The organism is Bacteroides sp. ET225 (genome assembly GCF_024733745.1).
Classification (GTDB): domain Bacteria; phylum Bacteroidota; class Bacteroidia; order Bacteroidales; family Bacteroidaceae; genus Phocaeicola; species Phocaeicola excrementipullorum.
This window is the reverse complement of record NZ_JANRHN010000007.1, coordinates 82,013-103,373: the sequence shown is the minus strand read 5'-3', so window position 1 is coordinate 103,373 and position 21,361 is coordinate 82,013. Positions and strand designations below refer to the sequence as shown.

The 21,361-nt window shown below is 50.7% G+C and carries 15 protein-coding genes; 11 read left to right on the top strand and 4 right to left on the bottom strand.

Going from position 1 to position 21,361, the window contains the following annotated elements; genetic code table 11:
- Positions 1-180: 180 nt before the first annotated feature.
- Both NW212_RS05240 and NW212_RS05235 read right to left on the bottom strand, forming a co-directional pair.
- Positions 181-456: a putative quinol monooxygenase gene (locus tag NW212_RS05240; RefSeq protein WP_258337590.1), complete on the bottom strand. Its 276-nt coding sequence runs from the start codon at positions 454-456 to the stop codon at positions 181-183.
- Positions 457-480: 24 nt separating this feature from the next.
- A complete protein-coding gene (locus NW212_RS05235) occupies positions 481-1,866 on the bottom strand; it encodes a threonine/serine exporter ThrE family protein (RefSeq protein WP_258337589.1) in 1,386 nt (461 codons plus the stop codon).
- 300 nt (positions 1,867-2,166) lie between these two features.
- Here NW212_RS05235 and NW212_RS05230 point away from each other — a divergent pair, with 300 nt between their 5' ends.
- The 4 genes from NW212_RS05230 (at position 2,167) to NW212_RS05215 (ending at position 8,344) form a co-directional block, all read left to right on the top strand.
- Positions 2,167-2,478, top strand: a complete 312-nt coding sequence (locus NW212_RS05230) for a nitrous oxide-stimulated promoter family protein (RefSeq protein ID WP_258337588.1) — start codon at positions 2,167-2,169, stop codon at positions 2,476-2,478.
- Positions 2,479-2,623: 145 nt separating this feature from the next.
- The gene (locus tag NW212_RS05225; RefSeq protein ID WP_258337587.1) at positions 2,624-3,811 is read left to right on the top strand and encodes an efflux RND transporter periplasmic adaptor subunit; all 1,188 of its coding nucleotides are present in this window, start codon (positions 2,624-2,626) and stop codon (positions 3,809-3,811) included.
- Positions 3,812-3,838: 27 nt separating this feature from the next.
- Complete coding sequence (locus NW212_RS05220) at positions 3,839-6,949, top strand: efflux RND transporter permease subunit (RefSeq protein WP_258337586.1); 3,111 nt, start codon at positions 3,839-3,841, stop codon at positions 6,947-6,949.
- 9 nt (positions 6,950-6,958) lie between these two features.
- Positions 6,959-8,344 carry an efflux transporter outer membrane subunit gene (locus NW212_RS05215; protein ID WP_258337585.1) on the top strand — a complete coding sequence of 462 codons (1,386 nt, stop codon included), beginning with the start codon at positions 6,959-6,961 and terminating at the stop codon, positions 8,342-8,344.
- A 100-nt stretch (positions 8,345-8,444) separates the two neighbouring features.
- On the opposite strand, the gene mscL is transcribed toward NW212_RS05215, so the two are convergent.
- A complete protein-coding gene (gene mscL / locus NW212_RS05210) occupies positions 8,445-8,885 on the bottom strand; it encodes a large-conductance mechanosensitive channel protein MscL (RefSeq protein WP_258337584.1) in 441 nt (146 codons plus the stop codon).
- A gap of 20 nt (positions 8,886-8,905) precedes the next feature.
- Positions 8,906-10,633 (bottom strand): bifunctional UDP-sugar hydrolase/5'-nucleotidase, encoded by a 1,728-nt coding sequence (locus tag NW212_RS05205; RefSeq protein ID WP_258337583.1) that lies wholly within the window; start codon positions 10,631-10,633, stop codon positions 8,906-8,908.
- Between the two features lie 183 nt (positions 10,634-10,816).
- On the opposite strand from NW212_RS05205, the gene NW212_RS05200 reads away from it, so the two are divergent.
- The 7 genes from NW212_RS05200 to nifJ all read left to right on the top strand — a co-directional run bounded on the left by NW212_RS05200 (position 10,817) and on the right by nifJ (position 21,262).
- Positions 10,817-11,770, top strand: coding sequence for a J domain-containing protein (locus NW212_RS05200; RefSeq protein ID WP_258337582.1), 954 nt, complete (start codon positions 10,817-10,819; stop codon positions 11,768-11,770).
- A gap of 19 nt (positions 11,771-11,789) precedes the next feature.
- On the top strand, positions 11,790-12,077 hold the full coding sequence (locus NW212_RS05195) for a chaperone modulator CbpM (protein WP_258337581.1): 288 nt from the start codon (positions 11,790-11,792) through the stop codon (positions 12,075-12,077).
- Positions 12,078-12,405: 328 nt separating this feature from the next.
- Positions 12,406-12,597 carry a DUF6722 family protein gene (locus NW212_RS05190; protein WP_258337580.1) on the top strand — a complete coding sequence of 64 codons (192 nt, stop codon included), beginning with the start codon at positions 12,406-12,408 and terminating at the stop codon, positions 12,595-12,597.
- 238 nt (positions 12,598-12,835) lie between these two features.
- Positions 12,836-14,965 carry a Tex family protein gene (locus NW212_RS05185; RefSeq protein ID WP_258337579.1) on the top strand — a complete coding sequence of 710 codons (2,130 nt, stop codon included), beginning with the start codon at positions 12,836-12,838 and terminating at the stop codon, positions 14,963-14,965.
- 12 nt (positions 14,966-14,977) lie between these two features.
- Positions 14,978-15,817 carry an NAD(+) diphosphatase gene (gene nudC, locus NW212_RS05180; protein WP_258337623.1) on the top strand — a complete coding sequence of 280 codons (840 nt, stop codon included), beginning with the start codon at positions 14,978-14,980 and terminating at the stop codon, positions 15,815-15,817.
- Positions 15,818-16,482: 665 nt separating this feature from the next.
- Positions 16,483-17,661, top strand: a complete 1,179-nt coding sequence (locus NW212_RS05175) for an ATP-binding protein (RefSeq protein ID WP_258337578.1) — start codon at positions 16,483-16,485, stop codon at positions 17,659-17,661.
- A 43-nt stretch (positions 17,662-17,704) separates the two neighbouring features.
- Complete coding sequence (gene nifJ / locus NW212_RS05170; protein ID WP_258337577.1) at positions 17,705-21,262, top strand: pyruvate:ferredoxin (flavodoxin) oxidoreductase; 3,558 nt, start codon at positions 17,705-17,707, stop codon at positions 21,260-21,262.
- Positions 21,263-21,361: the final 99 nt, after the last annotated feature.

Sequence of the window (21,361 nt, the reverse complement as noted above, 5' to 3'; positions counted from 1 at the left end):
AGAAAGAAGGCGTGCCAAAACAAATTGGGCTATCAAAAAGTAATATCATATTGAATGAAGTAAACATCTAGCATGTATCATGCTTATATTTCCGAGATCCTTCGCTTCGTTCAGGATGACAAAATGAAAGCTAATTATATTTCGACACACCTTCTTTTTCTTTATATTTCTCCCGAAAAATCAGAACTGAAATTTCTCCAGCTTCATTTCAGCCAGACTCTGGATTTTCGGAACCAATGCTGTGAAATGAGCCGACTGTTCGTGTGCACTCAGGCTTTCAGCGTCTTTCCACGTTTCACAAATCATCAGCACATCCGGACGGGTTGCGCTCTGAAACAGATCATAAGCTATGCAACCGTTGTCTTTCAACGAAGCGGCAACAAGTTCTTTTGCAGCTTCAACCACAGCGGCGTGATTCTTCTCGTCCGCCTGAATAAAAACATTAAGTCTAATCATATTTCTTGAAATTAAAAATGAAAATTACCATTCGATAAACTTGCCGCGTTCCTTGCGCTCTTTCAGCAGCTCGTGCAGACGGGCATTCTTCGAGTGAGCGATAAACCGGCGGCCGAAAATATTAGGGATGGCTACTCCCAATGAAATGCACATGATTATGAGGCCGGAATTTACGCCGCTCTCGATTGCTTTTATCAACGGAGTCACCTGCTCGGCTGTCTGGACATTCATGTTGATCAGTCCGAACAGCATACGATACATAAGTACTCCCGGAATCATCGGAATCACCGAAGGAATGGTCAGCACGTGATTCGGCACATGAAACCAGTGGACCGCCTTGATGGCAATCAGGCTGACCACAACAGCGCCGGTAAACGAACCGATAACCAATCCCATATCCAGACCGATATTGTCGGTGCTGGGACCCAGATTGACAAAATTGCGCGTGCAAACGGCAATGATGCCGCCGATGGCAACCACCCAAAGCAGGCGGCGCTGGATATTGAAAATCATGGAGAATCCCATGGCCGAAATGGCAGCGGCAATCGCATACTCCAGATAATTGTGGTGCGGAACCATGCTGATGGTCGGGAAAAAGTTGTCTACCTGACAGAGCTTCACGGCAAAAGCGATGCCGAACGCCATGGCCGAAACCATCAGCAGCGTATTGACGGCACGCACGATGCCGACCTGAATGTAATTGTCAAGCATGTCATCCACAAAGTTTATCAAAGGAACACCCGGAACAATAAACAGGGCACAGGCCAGCAGCGGATGCCACGGTGTAGAAGTCCAATCGCCAGGAAGCAAGGTTGTAGCCCATGCAACAACGGTGGCAACAAAGGCAGAAATGGCAATGCCCATATAATGGTTCAGACCGGACTCGTTGCAGATCTGACGAAGACGCATTCCCAGAATGGCAGCGATTGAAGCATACAGAAAGGCCATCCAGTCGCAGCCGAACTGAACGCAAAATCCGCCGCATGCAAAACCCGCTCCGACGGCCACCTGCCAAGGAGTGTAATTGCGCTTCTTGGTACGAATCTTTTCCAGCTCTTCCTCATACTTGTCAAGCGAATAGTCATTCTCGATGGCCCGCCAGGAAAGCTTGCTGATTTCCGAAATGGCCGTCATATTCACGCCATGCCCCTCAATCCGCTGGAACTTGGTGAAAGAATAGTCACCGTCGCTCACATTCACCATCAGCATCGTGAAGCTGACGTTGATGTGGAGTTTCTCTTCCGGAATACCCAGATAAGCAGCCGTACGCTTCATGTTACGTACAATACGGTTTGTGTCTGCCAGACTTTCCACCAATACTTTCCCCGTGCGCAGCAAAAGATCGACCCTACGATGCAGCAGCTGGTCGTGGGCCTTTACAGTCGTTTCTAAATGTTCCTCTAATTCCATGTTGTTTAAAGATTTTTTCCGGGTGCAAAATTACGAAAATATATGAACGGAAATCATATCTCCGCCTGAAAACTGACTCAAATCTTTCCGTGGCCGGACACGAAGGGAACAAAGAACAGACGGGCGGACATACCGGAAATTCCCGGCATACAACGGACCAGACTTTACGTTCCACGCTCGAACTATACAGTCCTGCCTTCGAACCATAGATTTTATCGGTGATGACCCGGAGTTTCGGGAAGATGATTGCGGACGTCCGATTTTTGTCTTACCTTTGCACACACGAAGTCATCAGAAAACATGCGCAGACATTCAAGAATAGAAGAAGAAAAAAGGACGGTAGAACAGATGATCCGGCTTTATTGCCGGCACAGGGAAGGCAACGAAGAGCTGTGCGGTTCGTGCAGGCAGCTTCTGGAATATGCGCACGCAAGGCTCTCCCGCTGTCCGTTCGGGGAAAAGAAGAAAACCTGCCGGAAATGTCCGGTTCACTGCTACAAGCCCGATATGAAGCGGAGAATTGGGGAGGTCATGAAATATGCAGGGCCGAGAATGCTGCTGCATCACCCCGTTTCAGCCCTCAAGCACATGTGGAGAGAACAGTTTGTGTAGAATAAATCCACAGTTCTTCCACACAAGCATTTAGCCCGGATCTATTTATGGATTTGAATATCAACCAATAGAATAATTTCTTATCTTTGGCATATATATTGCTTTTGCTACAAGGTTTCTATAAACAACAAATAGAATAATAGATATGAAACGTTTTTTGTCTGTAAAGGATTTAAAGATTAGAAGGAAACAAACCATCTATGCGGCAATATGCATAGCAGTAATCATCGCGGCTTACCTGATTCTGACCCACAAGCCCAAGCCGGCTCCCGAGCTTCCGATCGTACATGCCACGCCTGCCCTCAAACAGGATGTGGAAATATACGGCGATTATGTAGGAAGAGTAAGAGCGCAGCAGTTCGTCGAAGTGCGCGCCCGTGTGGAAGGCTTTCTCGAACAGATGCTGTTTGAAGAAGGCACACAGGTGAAACGGAACCAGGTTCTGTTCATTATCAACCAGGACCAGTATCAGGCAAAAGTAGACAAGGCGCGCGCCCAGCTGAAAAAAGACGAGGCTACGGCGCGGAAGGCCGAACGCGACCTGAACCGTATCCGCCCGCTTTACGAACAGAATGCGGCCAGCCAGCTCGACCTGGACAATGCGACAGCCGCCTATGAAACGGCTGTGGCCAGCGTCGGCATGAGCCAGGCCGATTTGGACCAGGCAGAGCAGGAACTTGGATACACCGTGGTGCGCTCCCCGATTTCCGGACAGATCAGCGAACGCCATGTCGACCTCGGTACGCTGGTAGGCACATCGGGCAAGTCGCTGCTCGCAACCATCGTAAAGAGCGACACCGTGCTGATCGACTTCAGCATGACGGCGCTTGATTACCTCAAAAGCAAAGAACGCAACATCATCATAGGCCAGAAGGATTCTACCCGCTCCTGGCAACCGACCGTAACCATCACATTGCCGGACAACAGCATTTATCCGTATAAAGGACTGGTGGACTTTGCCGAACCGCAGGTTGATCCCAAAACTGGAACATTCTCTGTGCGCGCAGAAATGAACAACCCCGAGCACGTGCTTCTTCCGGGACAGTTCACAAAAGTCAGGCTGCTTCTCGATGTGCGTGAGAATGCGACGGTTGTCCCCCAAAAGGCTATCATCATCGAAAAAGGAGGCTCCTACATTTATGTGATGCGCAAAGACTCCACTGCTGAAAAGCGTTTTGTCGAACTGGGCCCCGAATTCGGAAACAACATCGTAATCGAACGGGGACTGATACCAGGAGAAATGATTGTGGACGAAGGCTACCACAAGCTGACCCCGGGAGTCAAAATGCGTTTGGGAGAAGCCCCCAAAGAAGAAGAAAACAAGGACGAATAAACCACATAATTCTAAACGTAGCAATCCATGAAAGTGAGTTTCTTTATCGATCGGCCCGTATTCTCGATCGTCATCTCCATATTGATAGTCATCATCGGTATCATCGGACTTACCATGCTGCCTATCGACCAATACCCTCAGATCACTCCTCCGGTGGTGAAAATCAGCGCGTCTTATCCGGGTGCAAGTGCTTTGACCGTGTCGCAGGCCGTAGCCACCCCCATCGAGCAGGAACTGAACGGTACGCCGGGCATGCTCTATATGGAATCGAACAGTTCCAACTCCGGAGGATTTTCGGCAACGGTAACGTTCGACATATCCGCCAACCCGGATTTGGCGGCCGTCGAAATCCAGAACCGCATCAAGCTGGCCGAATCGCGCTTGCCCGCCGAAGTGGTGCAAAACGGTATCGAAATCGAAAAGCAGGCGGCAAGCCAGCTTATGACCATCTGTCTGACTTCGAACGATCCGAAGTTCGATGAAATCTATCTGAGCAATTTCGCCACGCTGAACGTGCTCGACCTTCTCCGCCGTATTCCGGGCGTAGGCCGCGTATCAAACATAGGCAGCCGCTATTACGCCATGCAAATCTGGCTTGACCCGGCTCGCCTGGCTAATTTCGGCCTGACCGTACAAGACGTGCAGAACGCGCTGAAGGACCAGAACCGTGAATCGGCTGCCGGAGTGCTCGGACAGCAGCCCGTAAACGGACTCGACATCACCATTCCAATCACGGCCCAGGGACGTCTGTCATCGGTGGCCCAATTCGAAGAGATCGTGCTGCGCGCCAATTCCGACGGCTCGCTGATCCGTATGCGCGACGTGGCACGCGTATCGCTCGAAGCGCAGTCATACAATACAGAAAGCGGTATCAACGGAGGAAACGCTGCCGTTCTGGGAGTTTACATGCTGCCCGGAGCCAACGCGATGGACGTGGCCGAACGGGTAAAGGCCACCATGGACGAAATCAGCCAGAACTTCCCGGAAGGAATGAAATATGAAGTGCCGTTCGACATGACGACTTACATTTCCGAGTCAATCCATGAAGTATACAAGACACTATTCGAAGCGTTGTTTCTGGTGATCGTTGTGGTATTCCTCTCTCTCCAGAGCTGGCGCGCCACCCTGATTCCTACCATAGCCGTGCCGATTTCATTGATCGGAACATTCGGTTTCATGCTTATCTTCGGCTTCTCGCTGAACATTCTGACATTGCTCGGACTGGTTCTTGCCATCGGTCTGGTTGTGGACGACGCCATTGTGGTTGTTGAAAACGTGGAACGCATCATGGAAGAAGAGCATCTGAGCCCGTATGAGGCAACGAAAAAAGCGATGGACGGACTGACAGGCGCACTGATCGCCACTTCGATGGTGCTGGCCGCCGTATTCGTTCCGGTAAGTTTCTTGTCGGGAATCACCGGACAGCTATATCGCCAGTTCAGTATCACCATTGCGGTTTCGGTGCTGCTGTCAACCGTAGTGGCGCTCACCCTAAGTCCTGTCATGTGTTCGTTGATTCTCAAGCCGCAAGATCCGAACAAGCCTAAAAACCGCGTATTCCGGGCCATCAACCGATGGCTGGACCTCGGCAACCGCAAATATGTTTCCGGAATCAGCAGAATCATCAAGCACCCCAAACGGATCACGGCAGGATTCGGCATGGTGCTCGTGTTCATCTTCGTGCTCTACCGGCTGATTCCAACCAGCTTCCTTCCCACGGAAGACCAGGGCTATTTCACCGTCGAGCTGGAAATGCCTGAAGGCACGACACTCGAACGCACACGCATCATAACCAACCGGGCCGTCAGCTACCTGATGAAGAATCCCGCCGTAGAATATGTGCAGAACGTAACCGGAACCAGTCCTCGTGTCGGCACAAGCCAGGCCAGAAGCACACTGACCGTCATTCTGAAAGAATGGAAAGAACGCGACGATACAACAATCGAAGAGGTGATGGCAGATGTCCAGAACGAGTTTGAAAAATATCCGGAATGCAAAGTCTATCTCTCCACACCGCCCGTAATTCCGGGACTGGGTACTTCCGGAGGTTTCGAAATGCAGCTGGAGGCACGCGGCGACGCTACTTATGAAAACCTCGTGCAAGCGGCCGACACATTGATGTATTACGCCTCGCAACGAAAGGAGCTGAGCGGACTTTCATCCTCATTGCAGGCCGAAATACCGCAGCTCTACTTCGATGTAGACCGCGACAAGGTAAAGCTTTCGGGCGTTCCCATGGCAGACGTATTCACCACGATGAAAGCATACACCGGTTCGCTCTATGTAAACGACTTCAACATGTTCAACCGTATCTACCGCGTATACATACAGGCGGAAGCGCCCTATCGCGAACACCGCGACAACATCAACCTGTTTTTCGTGCGCGGCAGCTCGGGCAACATGATTCCGCTCACCGCACTCGGAAACACTGAATACACAACCGGTCCGGGAAGCATCAAACGGTTCAACATGTTCAACACGGCAATCATCCGCGGAACGGCCGCACACGGCTACAGTTCCGGACAGGCTATGGAACTGATAGAGCAACTGGCCGAAGAACACTTGCCCGACAATATAGGCGTAGAATGGAGCGGACTTTCCTATCAGGAGAAACAGGCAGGAGGACAGACAGGCATGATTCTTACGCTGGTATTCCTGTTCGTGTTCCTGTTCCTTGCTGCACTGTATGAAAGCTGGAGCGTCCCGATAGCCGTCCTGCTTTCGCTTCCTGTCGCCGCACTGGGCGCATACGCCGGCGTCGCACTGTGCGGGCTGGAAAACGACACGTATTTCCAGATTGGCCTTGTCATGCTGGTCGGACTGGCTGCGAAGAATGCCATTCTGATCGTCGAATTTGCCAAAGACGAAGTAGATGCGGGAAAGAATGTGATTGATGCGGCCCTGCACGCATCCCACCTGCGGTTCCGTCCGATTCTGATGACTTCATTGGCATTCATTCTCGGCATGGTTCCGCTGGTCATCGCATCGGGTCCGGGAGCGGCCAGCCGCCAGGCCATCGGCACAGGCGTATTCTTTGGCATGATTGTGGCTGTAACAGTCGGCATCTTCCTGGTTCCTTTCTTCTTTGTCATGATCTACAAAGCGAAAAACAAGATTAAACCGAAACATGCAAAATAATCATTCAATATGAAATATTCGAAAACAACATACCGGCTCCTGACCGTAGCATTGGCAACCTTCCTGCTGGGAAGCTGCCAATTGGGAAAGCATTATACACGTCCGGATCTGAAACTGCCTGAAACGCTCGACAGCCTCAGCGTTGACACCGCTTCAATCGGCGACTACGCATGGGAAGAATTGTATACAGACACCACGCTGCAAGCACTTATCAGAAAGACACTGACCTACAACAAGGACATGCTGATTGCCGCGGCAAGAGTAAAGGAACTCGCGGCGAGCAAGCGGATTCAGGTGGCCAACATGCTGCCTCAGGTAGGTCTGAGAGTCTATGCTGAACGTGAAAGAGAAAACTATGGGGGCAACCATTATTCGATGGACGACGAGTTTGATCTGAAAGGAACCGTAAGCTGGGAAATAGACCTCTGGGGAAGGCTCCGCTGGGCGAAAGACAAGAGCGTGGCCGAATTTCTCGGATCCATCGAAAACCAGCGGGCCTTGAAAATGAGCCTGATCGCTGAAGTAGCCCAATCTTATTTTGAACTGGTAGCACTCGACAACGAACTGTCTATCGTAAAGCAAACGGTGGACGCACGGCGTGAAAGCCTCCACTTGGCCCGCATCCGTTATGAAGGAGGACTGACGTCAGAAACAGCTTTCAGACAGGCTCAGGTGGAATTGGCACGCACCGCTACCCTTGTGCCTGATCTGGAACGGCAGATCACACTGAAAGAAAACGAAATCGCATTCCTTACCGGAGAATATCCCCACCATATCAATCGCTCCGTACTTCCGGAAGACGTGATGTTCCCGGTCAGCCTGCCAGTCGGACTGCCCTCCAGCCTGCTGGAACGCCGCCCGGATGTGCGTCAGGCAGAGCAGGCACTTATCGCTGCCAATGCAGACGTAGGAATCGCTTTCACCAGCCTGTTCCCCTCGCTTACGCTGAACGCCAGCTACGGAGGCGAAAGCGAACTGCTGAGCGAACTGCTGAAATCTCCCTGGCATCTGCTGAGCGCCAATCTGCTGCAGCCGGTCTTTACATGGGGCAAGAACCGCGCACGGCTGAAAGCACAGAAAGCGGCACTTGAAGGAGCAACCCACCAGTATGAGAAGGTTGTCTTGAACGCTTTCAAGGAAGCATACAATGCCATCGCAGAATTCAACAAGATCAAGGAAATCTATGAAACGCGCCTGCGGCTGGAACAATCATCAAAGAGTGCGCTCGACCTGGCGCAGCTGCAATACATGAACGGTGTCATCGCATACATGGACTTGCTGGATGCCCAGCGTGGATACCTTGAAGCCCAGATCAGCCTCAGCAACGCCATCCGTGACAAACAGATTACGATGGTTCATCTGTACAAGGCACTCGGCGGAGGATGGAAAGAATAGACACATAGAAAAACGAGGGAGGCAAAGCGTATCGTTGGCAGCCTTGTGCTTCAGGCCGATATCGCTTTGCCTCCTTCAGTTTCTATGCTTCAGCCCACATTCAGCGTGCGCCGTCTTTCTCCTTTTTCAGCAGATCACGAATTTCCGCCAGCAGCTTCACTTCATCCGACGGCGGAGGCGGAACCGGCTTTGCCGCTTCTTCCTTCTTTTTCTTGCTCAGCGTGTTAATGGCCTTTACCATCAGGAAAACGGAAACAGCTATGATCAGAAAGTCAAAAGTCACCTGAATAAAGTTTCCGTAATTCAGCGAGACTTCCGGAGAAACCACCGCATCACCGTCCATTACAGCCGGCTTGATGGTCCACTTCAATTGGGAAAAATTAATTCCTCCAACCAACAGACCGACAAGCGGCATTATCACATCAGCTACCAGCGATGAAACAATCTTTCCGAAAGCACCGCCGATAATCACACCCACAGCCATGTCGATAACATTACCGCGCATGGCAAACGTCTTGAATTCTTGTAAAATTTTTCCCATAAGCTAAAAAAAATAAATGTTCATTTTCCAAACAACAACTGACAGTCACGCTTTGCCGCAGGAACAGTCCACTCTTCCGGAACAAAACGCCACTGGTTCAACGGCTCCGGACTCAACACGCCAGCCTTCTCGATTTCCTGCATCAAATAAAAGCGCAGGTCCTTGTCGGTCGAGAAGATGATGCGTTCCGCCAGCTCAGCCTTTGGTATTCCCCCGCCTTTGGTCAGCAAATCTCCTCCCCCATTGCCACGATACGAATTTACGGCCACCTTGTAAATCTTGTTCATATCAAAAGGCGTTCCGTCGGCCATACTCCTGACAGTTATCTTTTTTCCTTCAGGCTTTGTCACATCCACCGTATAAATGATTCCCGCAGCCGAATCAAAGTTGAAACTCGGATTCTTGAAACGTCCGAAGCCATTGTCCTTTTCATTAAGCAGAATCAGGTGATCATCGGCCTGCTGCATTCTGCCGGTCCACAGCGCATACGACATCTCCAGAAAGTCCTTGATCTCACGGCCGCTCAGTTCCATCACATACAGCAGGTTTTCATACTTATACAGATTGAACATGTCGCTCATATAAATGTCGCCTTTCCTGATTTCAGCTGTGGCGGAAAGCGGCGCGCAGAACGAAATGTCGGCACCGGTAATCTTCAGCTGGAGGCGGTGAATCAGGTCGACAAAGGCAGAAGGGCCGAAAAAGGCGTCTTTCGAAGAAATGGTTCTGTCTATGCTCCCGATCTTGCGCGCGACAAAACGGCTCACCGCATCATACTGGGAGTGAAAGGTCTTCATGAAATCCTCGTCCGCCTCATAATCATCCATGCTGACCAGCTTGCCGGAAACAGACTTCCCTGCTACCTTTCCCATCTTATCCTTCCGAATCTCCAGAGTCACCTCCGCCACTGTCCGCGCCATGTTTGCCGGATTGACCAGCAAGACAGAATCGCCCGCCGCATTGACTGTCTTTTCGCACGCCCGCACATGGTCATGTCCCATAAACACCACATCGAAACCCGGAACATTCCTTGCAACCAGAGCCGAAGCGTTCTCCACCACATTGTCGAGTTTGTTACCTTCCGGCCCGGAATGGAACAGTCCGACCAGCACGTCCGGACGCTCTTTCTCGCGGATAATGTCCACCCATTTCCGTGCAGCCTGCTCCATATCTTCAAAGCGGAGTCCGCTCCACAATCTTTCGGGCAGCCACGAAGGTATCGACGGAGTAATCATGCCTAACACGGCAATCCGCACTCCCTCCTTTTCAAACACCCGGTAAGGAGGAAGGTAAGGCTTGCCGGTTTTCACGTCGGTGACATTGGCTCCAAGCACCGGAAAGCCGCAGTCACGGATCCACCGGTCGTACACGGCATGTCCGGTTTCTATATCATGGTTTCCCATATTGCCGACATCATAGCGCATATAGTTCAGCATTTCCGCATTCAAATGCAGCGAAGCCGTATCAATGTAGTTATAATAATAGGCTGTAGGCTGTCCCTGAAGGATATCACCGTTATCCATCAGAATCACATTCTCCCCGTATTCCTTACGGAGCCTCTTCACATAATCAGACACACGCGCCAGACTTCCCTTCATCGGCTTGCGATTGATGAAGTCATACGGAAAATAACAGCCATGAACGTCACTTGTTTCTACCAGTTTCAACGTTACCGTATGGACATCCGACGCCAACAGTTGCACACGCATCATACCCAACAAAGTCATCAAACAAATCAAATATTTCATATGTAAAAATTAAGTAAAAAAAACGAACGACAATATGTCAGAACTTCTGCAAAGATACAAAACTTGTCACACCATAAAAATCCATCACGCATAAATTATTGAAGAGGAATGACAATACGGCTCTCATGGCCGCCTGCTGGCATAAATTTTGCAGCACTCCGGTTAACAAAACAAACAGACAATATGGCTTTTATAGACTATTACAAAGTACTTGGGGTTGACAAAAATGCAACTCAGGATGACATTAAGAAGGCTTTCCGCAAGCTGGCGCGAAAATATCATCCGGACTTGAATCCCAATGACCCGACGGCCAAAGACAAATTCCAGGCCATCAATGAGGCCAATGAGGTTTTGAGTGATCCGGAAAAGCGCAAGAAGTATGATGAATATGGAGAGCAGTGGAAACATGCGGATGAGTTTGAAGCGCAGCGGAAAGCATACGAAGCACAAGGCGGAGGGCCGGGAGGACACGCAGAATACTGGTATTCTGCCGACGGACAACACTTTACCGGAGGATTCGGAAGCGGAGGAATGCATGGATTCGGAGGAAACGCAAGCGGTTTCTCCGATTTCTTCGAAGAACTTTTCGGACACCGAGGAGCTGCAAACGGAGGAAGAGGCCGAGGCGGATACCGGGGACAAGACATCGAAGGAGAACTTCCGCTTACGCTGCGCGAGGCTGCAACCACTCACAAGCAGACATTCACAATCAACGGCGAAACATTGCGCATCACCGTTCCGGCGGGCGTCGCAGACGGACAGGTCATCAAGCTGAAAGGGCATGGCGGAAAAGGTATGAACGGAGGACCTGACGGAGATCTGTACATCACATTCATCGTTGCCGACGACCCGGACTTCAAACGGAAAGGCAACGACCTGTATACAGACATAAACATTGACCTGTATACGGCGGTCCTGGGCGGCGAAGTGACAATTCACACGCTCGACGGGCAGGTAAAGCTGAAAGTACGCCCCGGAACCCAGAACGGCGCGAAAGTCCGGCTCAAGGGCAAGGGATTTCCTGTCTATAAGGAAGAAGGCGCTTTCGGCGACCTGATAGTGACTTACCATGTTTCTATACCGACCAACCTGACGGATAAGCAGAAAGACCTGTTCCGGCAGCTTCAGCAAGGATAACCTTTAAAAACGACAGATTATGCAAAACAATTTGATCATTATAGACGACTATTGCAGCCACTGCCACATCGAGCCAGACTTTGTGATGATGCTGGGAGAAGACGGACTGATTGACGTGGAGGTAAAAGACAACATAAGCTACTTTCCCGCCGACCAGCTGGCTGAACTTGAAAGATACACCCACCTGTATTACGACCTTTCGATCAACATAGCCGGCATCGATGCCATCCGCCACTTGCTCAACCGCATGGAAGAGATGCAGAATGAAATCCGCCGGCTGCAGAACGAATTGCGCTTCTACAAATGACGCTCGGCTGGCGCGGAACAACGAGGACACAGAAGCACAGGGCCCGAACTTCGAGTCCCGTACAGCAGGGCAGAATCTTTAAGTAAAAATGAGATCATCAGAAACACAGATTTTCGCAGATTAAAAGCAGACAATCAGCACTATCATCTGCGGAAATCCGCGTTAATCTGCGTTTCCGAACAGACAGATTTTGTATAAACGAATTCTCAACATCCGCTTATATCCAGCCCAGAGATGCATATCTCCAGCCTGAAGGCAGCGTTTTTCCGAGGTTCATAATTTTAAATCCTGGTGTTGCCAATCCAAAAGAAAAGTGTATATTTGCACTATGTGGAAAGAAAAATTAGGAAATTATCTGATAGACATTTCCAAATATGTCTTGACGGGAATTGTCATCGCATCCTTGTTTAAGGATGTAGAAGACAAAAGATTTTTAATCTATACACTTGGATTATTAGTCGCAATGGCAACATTAATAGCGGGTCTGATTCTGTCAAATAAGAAAAAGGAGGATAAATAATGGAATCAATTTTTGTTTTATCAGCAATAGGATTACCATGCGTCATATTTCTGTTATGGTGCCTTACTCCCAAAGGGAAAAAATGGCTCAAAGACAATCACATGATTTGAGAAGCTTTCAGACCGCATTCAAAAAAGCATTAAAAAAAACGACATAAGAAACAGAATCGCGCGGACTTTTCAGATGCAACTTTCTGCAAGAGTCCGCGTGATTCTGTGTAAAAACGAAAACGATTTATATGGAAGAATTCAGCCGAATGATCGCGGCAGCCCTCAAGCTGCCGGAACACCGTGTCAGCAATACCTTGAAACTGCTGCTGGGAGGTGCAACCATTCCTTTTATCAGCCGATACCGGAAAGAAGCCACCGGCGGACTGGACGAAGTGCAGATAGGTGAGATACAAGCCAATTATGACAAACTGACCGAACTGGCGAAACGGAAAGAAACCATTCTTTCAACCATCGGAGAACAGGGCAAACTGACCGATGAGCTGCGCTCCCGGATCTCGGGATGCTGGAACCCGACCGAACTGGAGGATATCTATCTTCCCTATAAGCCGAAACGCAAAACACGCGCAGAGGCTGCCCGGCAAAAAGGACTGGAGCCGCTGGCCATACTGATCATGCTCCAGCGCGAAAACAATCTGACGGCCAAAGTGCGCAGTTTTGTCAAAGGCGAAGTGGAAAATGAAGAAGAAGCGCTGAAAGGGGCGCGCGATATCATCGCCGAGCAGGTAAGCGAAAACGAGGGGGCGCGCAACACGGTAAGAAATGCCTTCGCGCGCGAAGCCGTCATCACGGCAAAGGTGGTGAAAGGCAAGGAAACCGAAGAAAACGCAGCCAAATACAGAGATTACTTTGACTTCAGCGAGCCACTGAAAAAGTGCACTTCACACCGCCTGCTGGCCATCCGGCGGGGAGAGTCGGAAGGTATTCTGAAAGTATCCATTTCTCCGGACGACACCGGCTGCACCGAAAAGCTGGAACGGAAATATGTAAAGGGAAACAATGAATGCGCCCGTCAGGTAGCGGAAGCTGTGGCAGACGCATACAAACGCCTGATAAAGCCGGGCATCGAAACCGAATTCGCCGTCGCAAGCAAAGAGAAAGCCGACGAAGAAGCCATCCGTGTTTTTGCCGGAAACCTTCGCCAGCTGCTTCTGGCTCCTCCGCTGGGGCAGAAACGGGTGCTGGGAATCGACCCGGGATACAGAACTGGATGCAAAGTGGTTTGCCTTGACGCGCAGGGCACACTTCTTCACAACGAGGCCATTTATCCCCATCCGCCCAAATCAGAATACCAGCAGGCGGCACGCAAACTGACAAAGCTTGTAGAACAATACAAAATCGAAGCCATCGCCATCGGAAACGGAACGGCAAGCCGGGAAACGGAACAGTTCGTTACATCCCTGCGTTTCGACCGGGAAATCCAGGTGTTTGTGGTCAGCGAAGACGGGGCTTCCATCTATTCCGCATCCAAGCTTGCCCGCGAAGAATTTCCCGACTACGACGTTACCGTGCGCGGAGCGGTGTCTATCGGACGCAGACTGATGGATCCGCTGGCGGAGCTGGTGAAGATCGACCCGAAATCCATCGGCGTAGGGCAATACCAGCACGATGTCGACCAGACCAAACTGAAAGCATCGCTCGACCAGACTGTGGAAAGCTGCGTCAATCTGGTAGGAGTAAACGTGAACACCGCAAGCAAGCACCTGCTGACATACGTTTCGGGACTGGGACCGGCACTCGCCAAAAACATCGTGGACTACCGCACGGAGAACGGACCGTTCCAGTCGCGCAAGGAACTGCTGAAAGTGCCCCGCATGGGAGCAAAAGCCTTTGAACAATGCGCTGGATTCCTGCGGATTCCGCACGCAAAGAACCCGCTGGACAATTCTGCCGTTCATCCCGAGAGCTATCCGATTGTAGAGCAGATGGCCAAGGATATGAACTGTTCTGTAACCGACCTCATAAAAGACAAGACGCTGCGCAGCCGGATAAAAGTGGAAAACTACATTTCCGACACTGTAGGACTCCCTACGTTAAACGACATCATGCAGGAACTCGACAAGCCAGGGCGTGACCCGCGGCAAAAAATCCAAGCCTTCGAATTCGACAGGAATGTACGCACGATCGATGACCTGACAGAAGGGATGGAGCTGCCGGGCATTGTGACAAACATTACTAACTTCGGATGTTTTGTAGACATCGGCATCAAAGAAAACGGTCTGGTGCATATTTCCCAGCTCGCCGACCACTTTGTGAGCGACCCGACGACAGTAGTAAGCATTCATCAGCATGTGCATGTCAAGGTGCTGGGCATCGACCGCGAACGCAAGCGCATCCAGCTGACAATGAAAACAAGCTGACCCTGAAGAAGGCTGCCGAAACATCAATCAGAAAACACTAATCTACAAAATACGATGAAGCAAAAAGAAAACGGAATGTGCGGCTGGTTCGTATTCTGCGGCAACCAGCTGCTGATAAAAAAAGAAAACGGAGGCTATCATATCCCCTATTCGGCAGAACCGCCTGCAGAAGTTCCCGAAGGAAAAACGGTGCATGTCATCGGTACCGTTGAAGGAATGACGGCAAAGGCTTTCGCCATCACATCGCCGGTTGACGGTGACGAGAACTCTCCGCAAATGATGAAAGACCTGCGGGCGTCATTCAATGTACTCCCTCTGGAAGAGTACAAGATGGCAGGCAAGGCATCACAAATCCTGACATGGGACAGAAACAGCCAGTTTTGTCCGGCATGTGGCGTGCGGACGGTTCAAACAGGCCCCATCGCAAAACAATGCCCGCAATGCCATCAGGAAATCTATCCGCGCATTTCTCCCGCCATCATTGTGCTCATCAAGAAAGGAAGCGACAGCGTGCTGCTGGTTCATGCACGCAATTTCCGCGGAACATTCAAAGGACTGGTAGCCGGCTTCCTCGAACCGGGCGAAACGCTGGAAGAATGCGTATGCCGCGAAGTGATGGAAGAAACCCGATTGCGGATAAAGAATCTGAAGTATTTCGGAAGCCAGCCTTGGCCATATCCAAGCGGAATCATGATAGGCTATGTCGCCGAATACGAAAGCGGAACCATCAGGCTGCAGGATGAAGAGCTCAATACCGGAGCGTTTTACGACCGGAACCACTTGCCGGAACTTCCTCAGAAACTCAGCATCGCCCGCCGGATGATCGACGCGTGGCTCGGAGGAAAAGTATAATTCACAAAGTCCGCAGCTTTCGCAACAAGATGCTGCGGACTTTCCCCGTCATAACGGACGGCCTTTTTCCTGGCGCATAACAAAGAATCCCAAAGCCTTCGTTGCTTTTCCATATGCGCTTCATCCCATACCCGACAAACATCCCGACCGGTACATCCCGATTAACATATCCGCCGCTCCAAGTTTACTGCCAAATCAAAAAATCAAGGGGTAGGGGTTTCTTTCTTTATCTTTTCTTTATATATAAGGTGTAAAATGGGTTTCGCGTACTCGTTCGTGGTTCCCTTGCCTCTACAAAACGTTGAACATCAATACTTTAACTGTGACTTTCGTGGTTCCCTATATGTTTTTAAGTTAAATGACACACTAATTTAATTAAATAAGCTTACAAGAATGCTGCAAAAGACAAGCCGTCAGCCCAAGTCACTTAACGGCTCATTTTAATCAAGATGACGGGAAAGATTAAAAAAATGTCCCGTCATCTTTTCAAGCGCGCACAGACACTGAAGCGCGGATCGGTTTCCCGCAAAAACGCCGCCCTCCGGACTTGTCCCTCCCGCCCTCCCTCACTCAAAAAAATTCTTCCCATTTTTTCAAAATTTGACAACTCCAGTTTGCAATCTAATGAAGTATTCGTATATTTGCAACGCAGAATTGAGAAAGGAATGGAAGCATTTTACAGAACGCACAGCTATCTGGTTGAACATACAAATGCTCCTGTACGACGCGACCTCATGGATGAAATCGACTGGAGCGACCGCCTCATCGGAGTAAAAGGAACCCGGGGAGTCGGAAAGACCACTTTTTTGCTGCAATACGCAAAAGAGAAGTTCGGCTACGACCGCTCCTGCCTGTATGTGAACATGAACAACTTCTACTTCTCTCAATACAGTCTGGTTGACTTTGCAGGAGAGTTCGTGAAACGCGGGGGAAAGGTGCTGCTTGTAGACCAGGTGTTCAAGCTCCCCAACTGGAGCCACGACCTGCGCACGTGCTACGAACGGTACCCCCAGCTGAAGATCGTGTTTACCGGTTCGTCCGTCATGCGCCTGAAAGAAGAGAACCCCGAGCTGAACGGCATCGTAAAATCATACAACCTGAGAGGATTCTCCTTCCGCGAGTTTCTGAACCTGCAGACCGGAAACCACTTCTCGCCCTATACGCTCGACGAGATCCTGCACAACCACGAACATATCGCAAAGACCATATTGCCCTACATCAACCCGCTCAATTATTTTCAGGACTACATCCATCACGGCTTTTACCCTTTTTTTCTGGAGAAGCGCAACTTTTCGGAAAATCTGCTGAAAACCATGAACATGATGATCGAAGTCGACATACTTTTAATCCAACAAATTGAGCTGAAATATCTGTCGAAAATAAAAAAATTACTATATTTGTTGGCTGTAGACGGGCCGGTCGCCCCCAACGTCAGCCAACTGGCCGCCGACATCCAGACATCGCGCGCAACCGTGATGAACTACATCAAGTATCTGGCCGACTCCAGACTCATCAACATGATTTATCCCAAAGGAGAGATGTTTCCGAAAAAGCCGGCAAAGATCATGATGCACAACACGAACCTGATGTACAGCATCTATCCGATCAAGGTGGAAGAGCAGGACGTGCTGGAAACTTTCTTCGTGAACACGATGTGGAAAGACCATAAAGTGAACAAGGGCGACAAGGGCATCTCGTTCCTCGTGGACGGAGAGCTGCGGTTCCGCGTGTGCACGGAACACTACAGGCAGAAAAGCAACCCGAACACCTATTATGCCATGCACAAGATGGAGATGGGGCACGGCAACCAGATTCCGCTCTGGCTTTTCGGCTTTTTGTATTGACAGGAAATTTTTATTATTACTTAATACCTAATTTAGTAATTGTATGACTAAACAAAAAAAATTCATCACTTGTGATGGCAACGAAGCTGCCGCTCACATCTCGTACATGTTTACGGAAGTAGCAGCCATCTACCCCATCACTCCGTCGTCTACCATGGCTGAGCACGTAGACGAATGGGCTGCCGCAGGTCGCAAGAACATCTTCGGCGAAACTGTTCTGGTACAGGAAATGCAATCTGAAGGAGGTGCTGCCGGTGCAGTTCACGGCTCTCTTCAGGCTGGTGCATTGACTACTACTTATACCGCTTCTCAGGGTCTGCTGCTGATGATCCCGAATATGTACAAAATCGCAGGCGAACTTCTGCCGTGCGTATTCCACGTATCGGCACGTACACTGGCTTCTCATGCGCTGTGTATCTTCGGCGACCATCAGGACGTTATGTCTGCACGCCAGACCGGATTCGCCATGCTGTGCGAAGGATCCGTACAGGAAGTAATGGATCTGGCAGGCGTAGCTCACCTGGCAACCATCAAGTCACGTGTTCCGTTCGTGAACTTCTTCGACGGTTTCCGTACATCTCACGAAATCCAGAAGATCGAGAAGCTGGACAACGAAGACCTCGCTCCGCTGATCGACCGCGAAGCGCTGGCCGACTTCCGCAACCGTGCGCTCACTCCGAACAAGCCGGTGGCACGCGGTATGGCTGAAAACCCCGACCACTTCTTCCAGCACAGAGAATCATGCAATCCGTTCTATGACGCTGTTCCGGCTATCGTAGAAGAATACATGAACGAAATCAACAAGATCACCGGACGCAACTACGGTCTGTTCGACTACTACGGAGCCGAAGACGCTGAAAACATCATCATTGCCATGGGTTCTGTAACAGAAGCTACCCGCGAGGCTATCGACTACCTGACTGCTCAGGGCAAGAAGGTCGGCCTGGTGGCTGTTCATCTGTACCGTCCGTTCTCGGCCAAGCACTTCCTCGCCAAAGTGCCCAAGACTGTGAAACGCATCGCTGTGCTCGACCGCACAAAAGAACCGGGATCAAACGGCGAACCGCTGTATCTGGATGTGAAAGACGTATTCTACGGACAGGAAAATGCCCCGCTGATCGTTGGCGGACGCTACGGTCTGGGATCTAAGGACACCACTCCGGCCCAGATTCTGTCGGTATACGAAAACCTGGAACTCCCGATGCCGAAAGACCACTTCACCATCGGTATCGTGGATGACGTTACATTCACTTCACTGCCTCAGAAAGAAGAAATCGCTCTCGGCGCAGAAGGCGTGTTCGAAGCCAAATTCTACGGTCTGGGAGCCGACGGTACGGTAGGTGCCAACAAGAACTCCGTGAAGATCATCGGTGACAACACCGACAAATACTGCCAGGCTTACTTCTCGTACGACTCCAAGAAGTCGGGAGGTTTCACCTGCTCTCACCTGCGCTTCGGCGATCATCCGATCCACTCTACTTACCTGGTAACCACTCCGAACTTCGTGGCTTGCCACGTTCAGGCTTACCTGCACATGTACGACGTGACCCGCGGTCTGCGCAAGAACGGCACCTTCCTGCTGAACACAATCTGGGAAGGCGAAGAACTTGCCAAGAACCTGCCGAACAAGGTGAAGAAATACTTTGCAGAAAACAACATCAGCGTATACTATATCAACGCTACGCAGATTGCTCAGGAAATCGGTTTGGGCAACCGCACCAACACCATCCTGCAGTCAGCATTCTTCCGCATCACGGGCGTTATCCCTGTTGACCTTGCAGTAGAACAGATGAAGAAGTTCATCGTGAAGTCTTACGGCAAGAAGGGTGAAGACGTGGTGAACAAGAACTATGCAGCCGTTGACCGCGGAGGCGAATACAAACAACTGACCGTTGACCCGGCTTGGGCAAGCCTGGAAGTTGAACCGGCTGCTGCCAACAACGATCCGGCATTCATCAACGAAGTGGTTCGTCCGATCAACGCTCAAGACGGCGACCTGCTTCCGGTATCTGCATTCAAGGGCATCGAAGACGGTACATGGCATCAGGGAACAGCCAAATACGAAAAACGCGGCGTAGCTGCATTCGTACCGGAATGGAACCCCGACAACTGTATCCAGTGCAACAAGTGTGCTTACGTTTGTCCTCACGCTTCCATCCGTCCGTTCGTACTCGACGCTGAAGAACAGAAGGGTGCAAGCTTCCCGATGCTGAAAGCAGTCGGCAAACAGTTCGACGGCATGACATTCCGCATACAGGTAGACGTTCTCGACTGCTTGGGCTGCGGCAACTGTGCCGACGTTTGTCCGGGCAACCCGAAGAAGGGCGGCAAGGCGCTGACCATGAAGCATCTGGAAAGCCAGCTGGCAGAAGCAGACAACTGGACTTACTGCGCAGAAAACGTGAAGAGCAAGCAACACCTGGTAGACATCAAGTCGAACGTGAAGAACTCTCAGTTCGCTACTCCGCTCTTCGAGTTCTCGGGCGCTTGCTCCGGCTGTGGAGAAACTCCGTATGTAAAACTGATTTCTCAGCTGTTCGGCGACCGTGAAATGGTTTCAAACGCTACCGGATGTTCTTCTATCTACTCCGGATCAGTTCCTTCTACTCCGTACACTACCAACGAAAAAGGCCAGGGTCCGGCTTGGGCTAACTCCCTGTTCGAAGACTTCTGCGAATTCGGTCTGGGTATGGAACTTGCCAACAAGAAGCTGCGCAACCGCATCGAAGACGCCATGAAGGCTGCCATCGCTGCAGAAGGCACTCCGGCTGAATACAAGGAAGCATTCCAGGAATGGATCGACGGACGCAACGATGCCGACAAGAGCAAAGCTGCTGCCGAAAAGATCATCCCGATGGTAGAAGCTGCCAAGGACAAGTGCGAATACTGCGCTACAATCAACGAATTCAAGGATTACCTCATCAAACGTTCACAGTGGATTATCGGCGGTGACGGTGCATCTTACGATATCGGCTACGGAGGTCTTGACCATGTAATCGCTTCGGGCGAAGACGTGAACATCCTCGTTCTGGATACCGAAGTTTACTCGAACACCGGAGGCCAGTCATCCAAGGCTACTCCGCTGGGCGCAATCGCCAAGTTCGCCGCTTCCGGAAAGCGCGTACGCAAGAAAGACCTCGGTCTGATCGCCACTACTTACGGTTACGTTTACGTAGCTCAGATTGCAATGGGCGCCGACCAGGCTCAGACGCTGAAAGCAATCCGCGAAGCCGAAGCATATCCCGGACCGTCACTGGTCATCGCTTATGCTCCGTGTATCAACCACGGTCTGAAAGCAGGCATGGGCAAGAGCCAGGCAGAAGAGGCTAAGGCCGTTGAATGCGGTTACTGGCATCTGTGGCGCTTCAACCCGGCTCTGGAAGACGAAGGCAAGAATCCGTTCTCGCTCGACTCGAAAGAACCGAACTGGGCTAACTTCCAGGATTACCTGAAAGGTGAAGTTCGCTTCGCTTCTGTAATGAAACAGTATCCGACAGAAGCTGCCGCCTTGTTCGACGCTTGCGAAAAGATGGCCAAGAAACGTTACGACTCATACAAACGTATGGCCGCAATGGACTGGAGCGAAGAAAAAGCTGAATAATTTTTCTGGCTGAAACATAATCAGAACAGCCGGTTCGTACCAACGGACCGGCTGTCTTTTTGCCAGCCGCACATTGCCTCGTTATCAACCGGCAAGCAA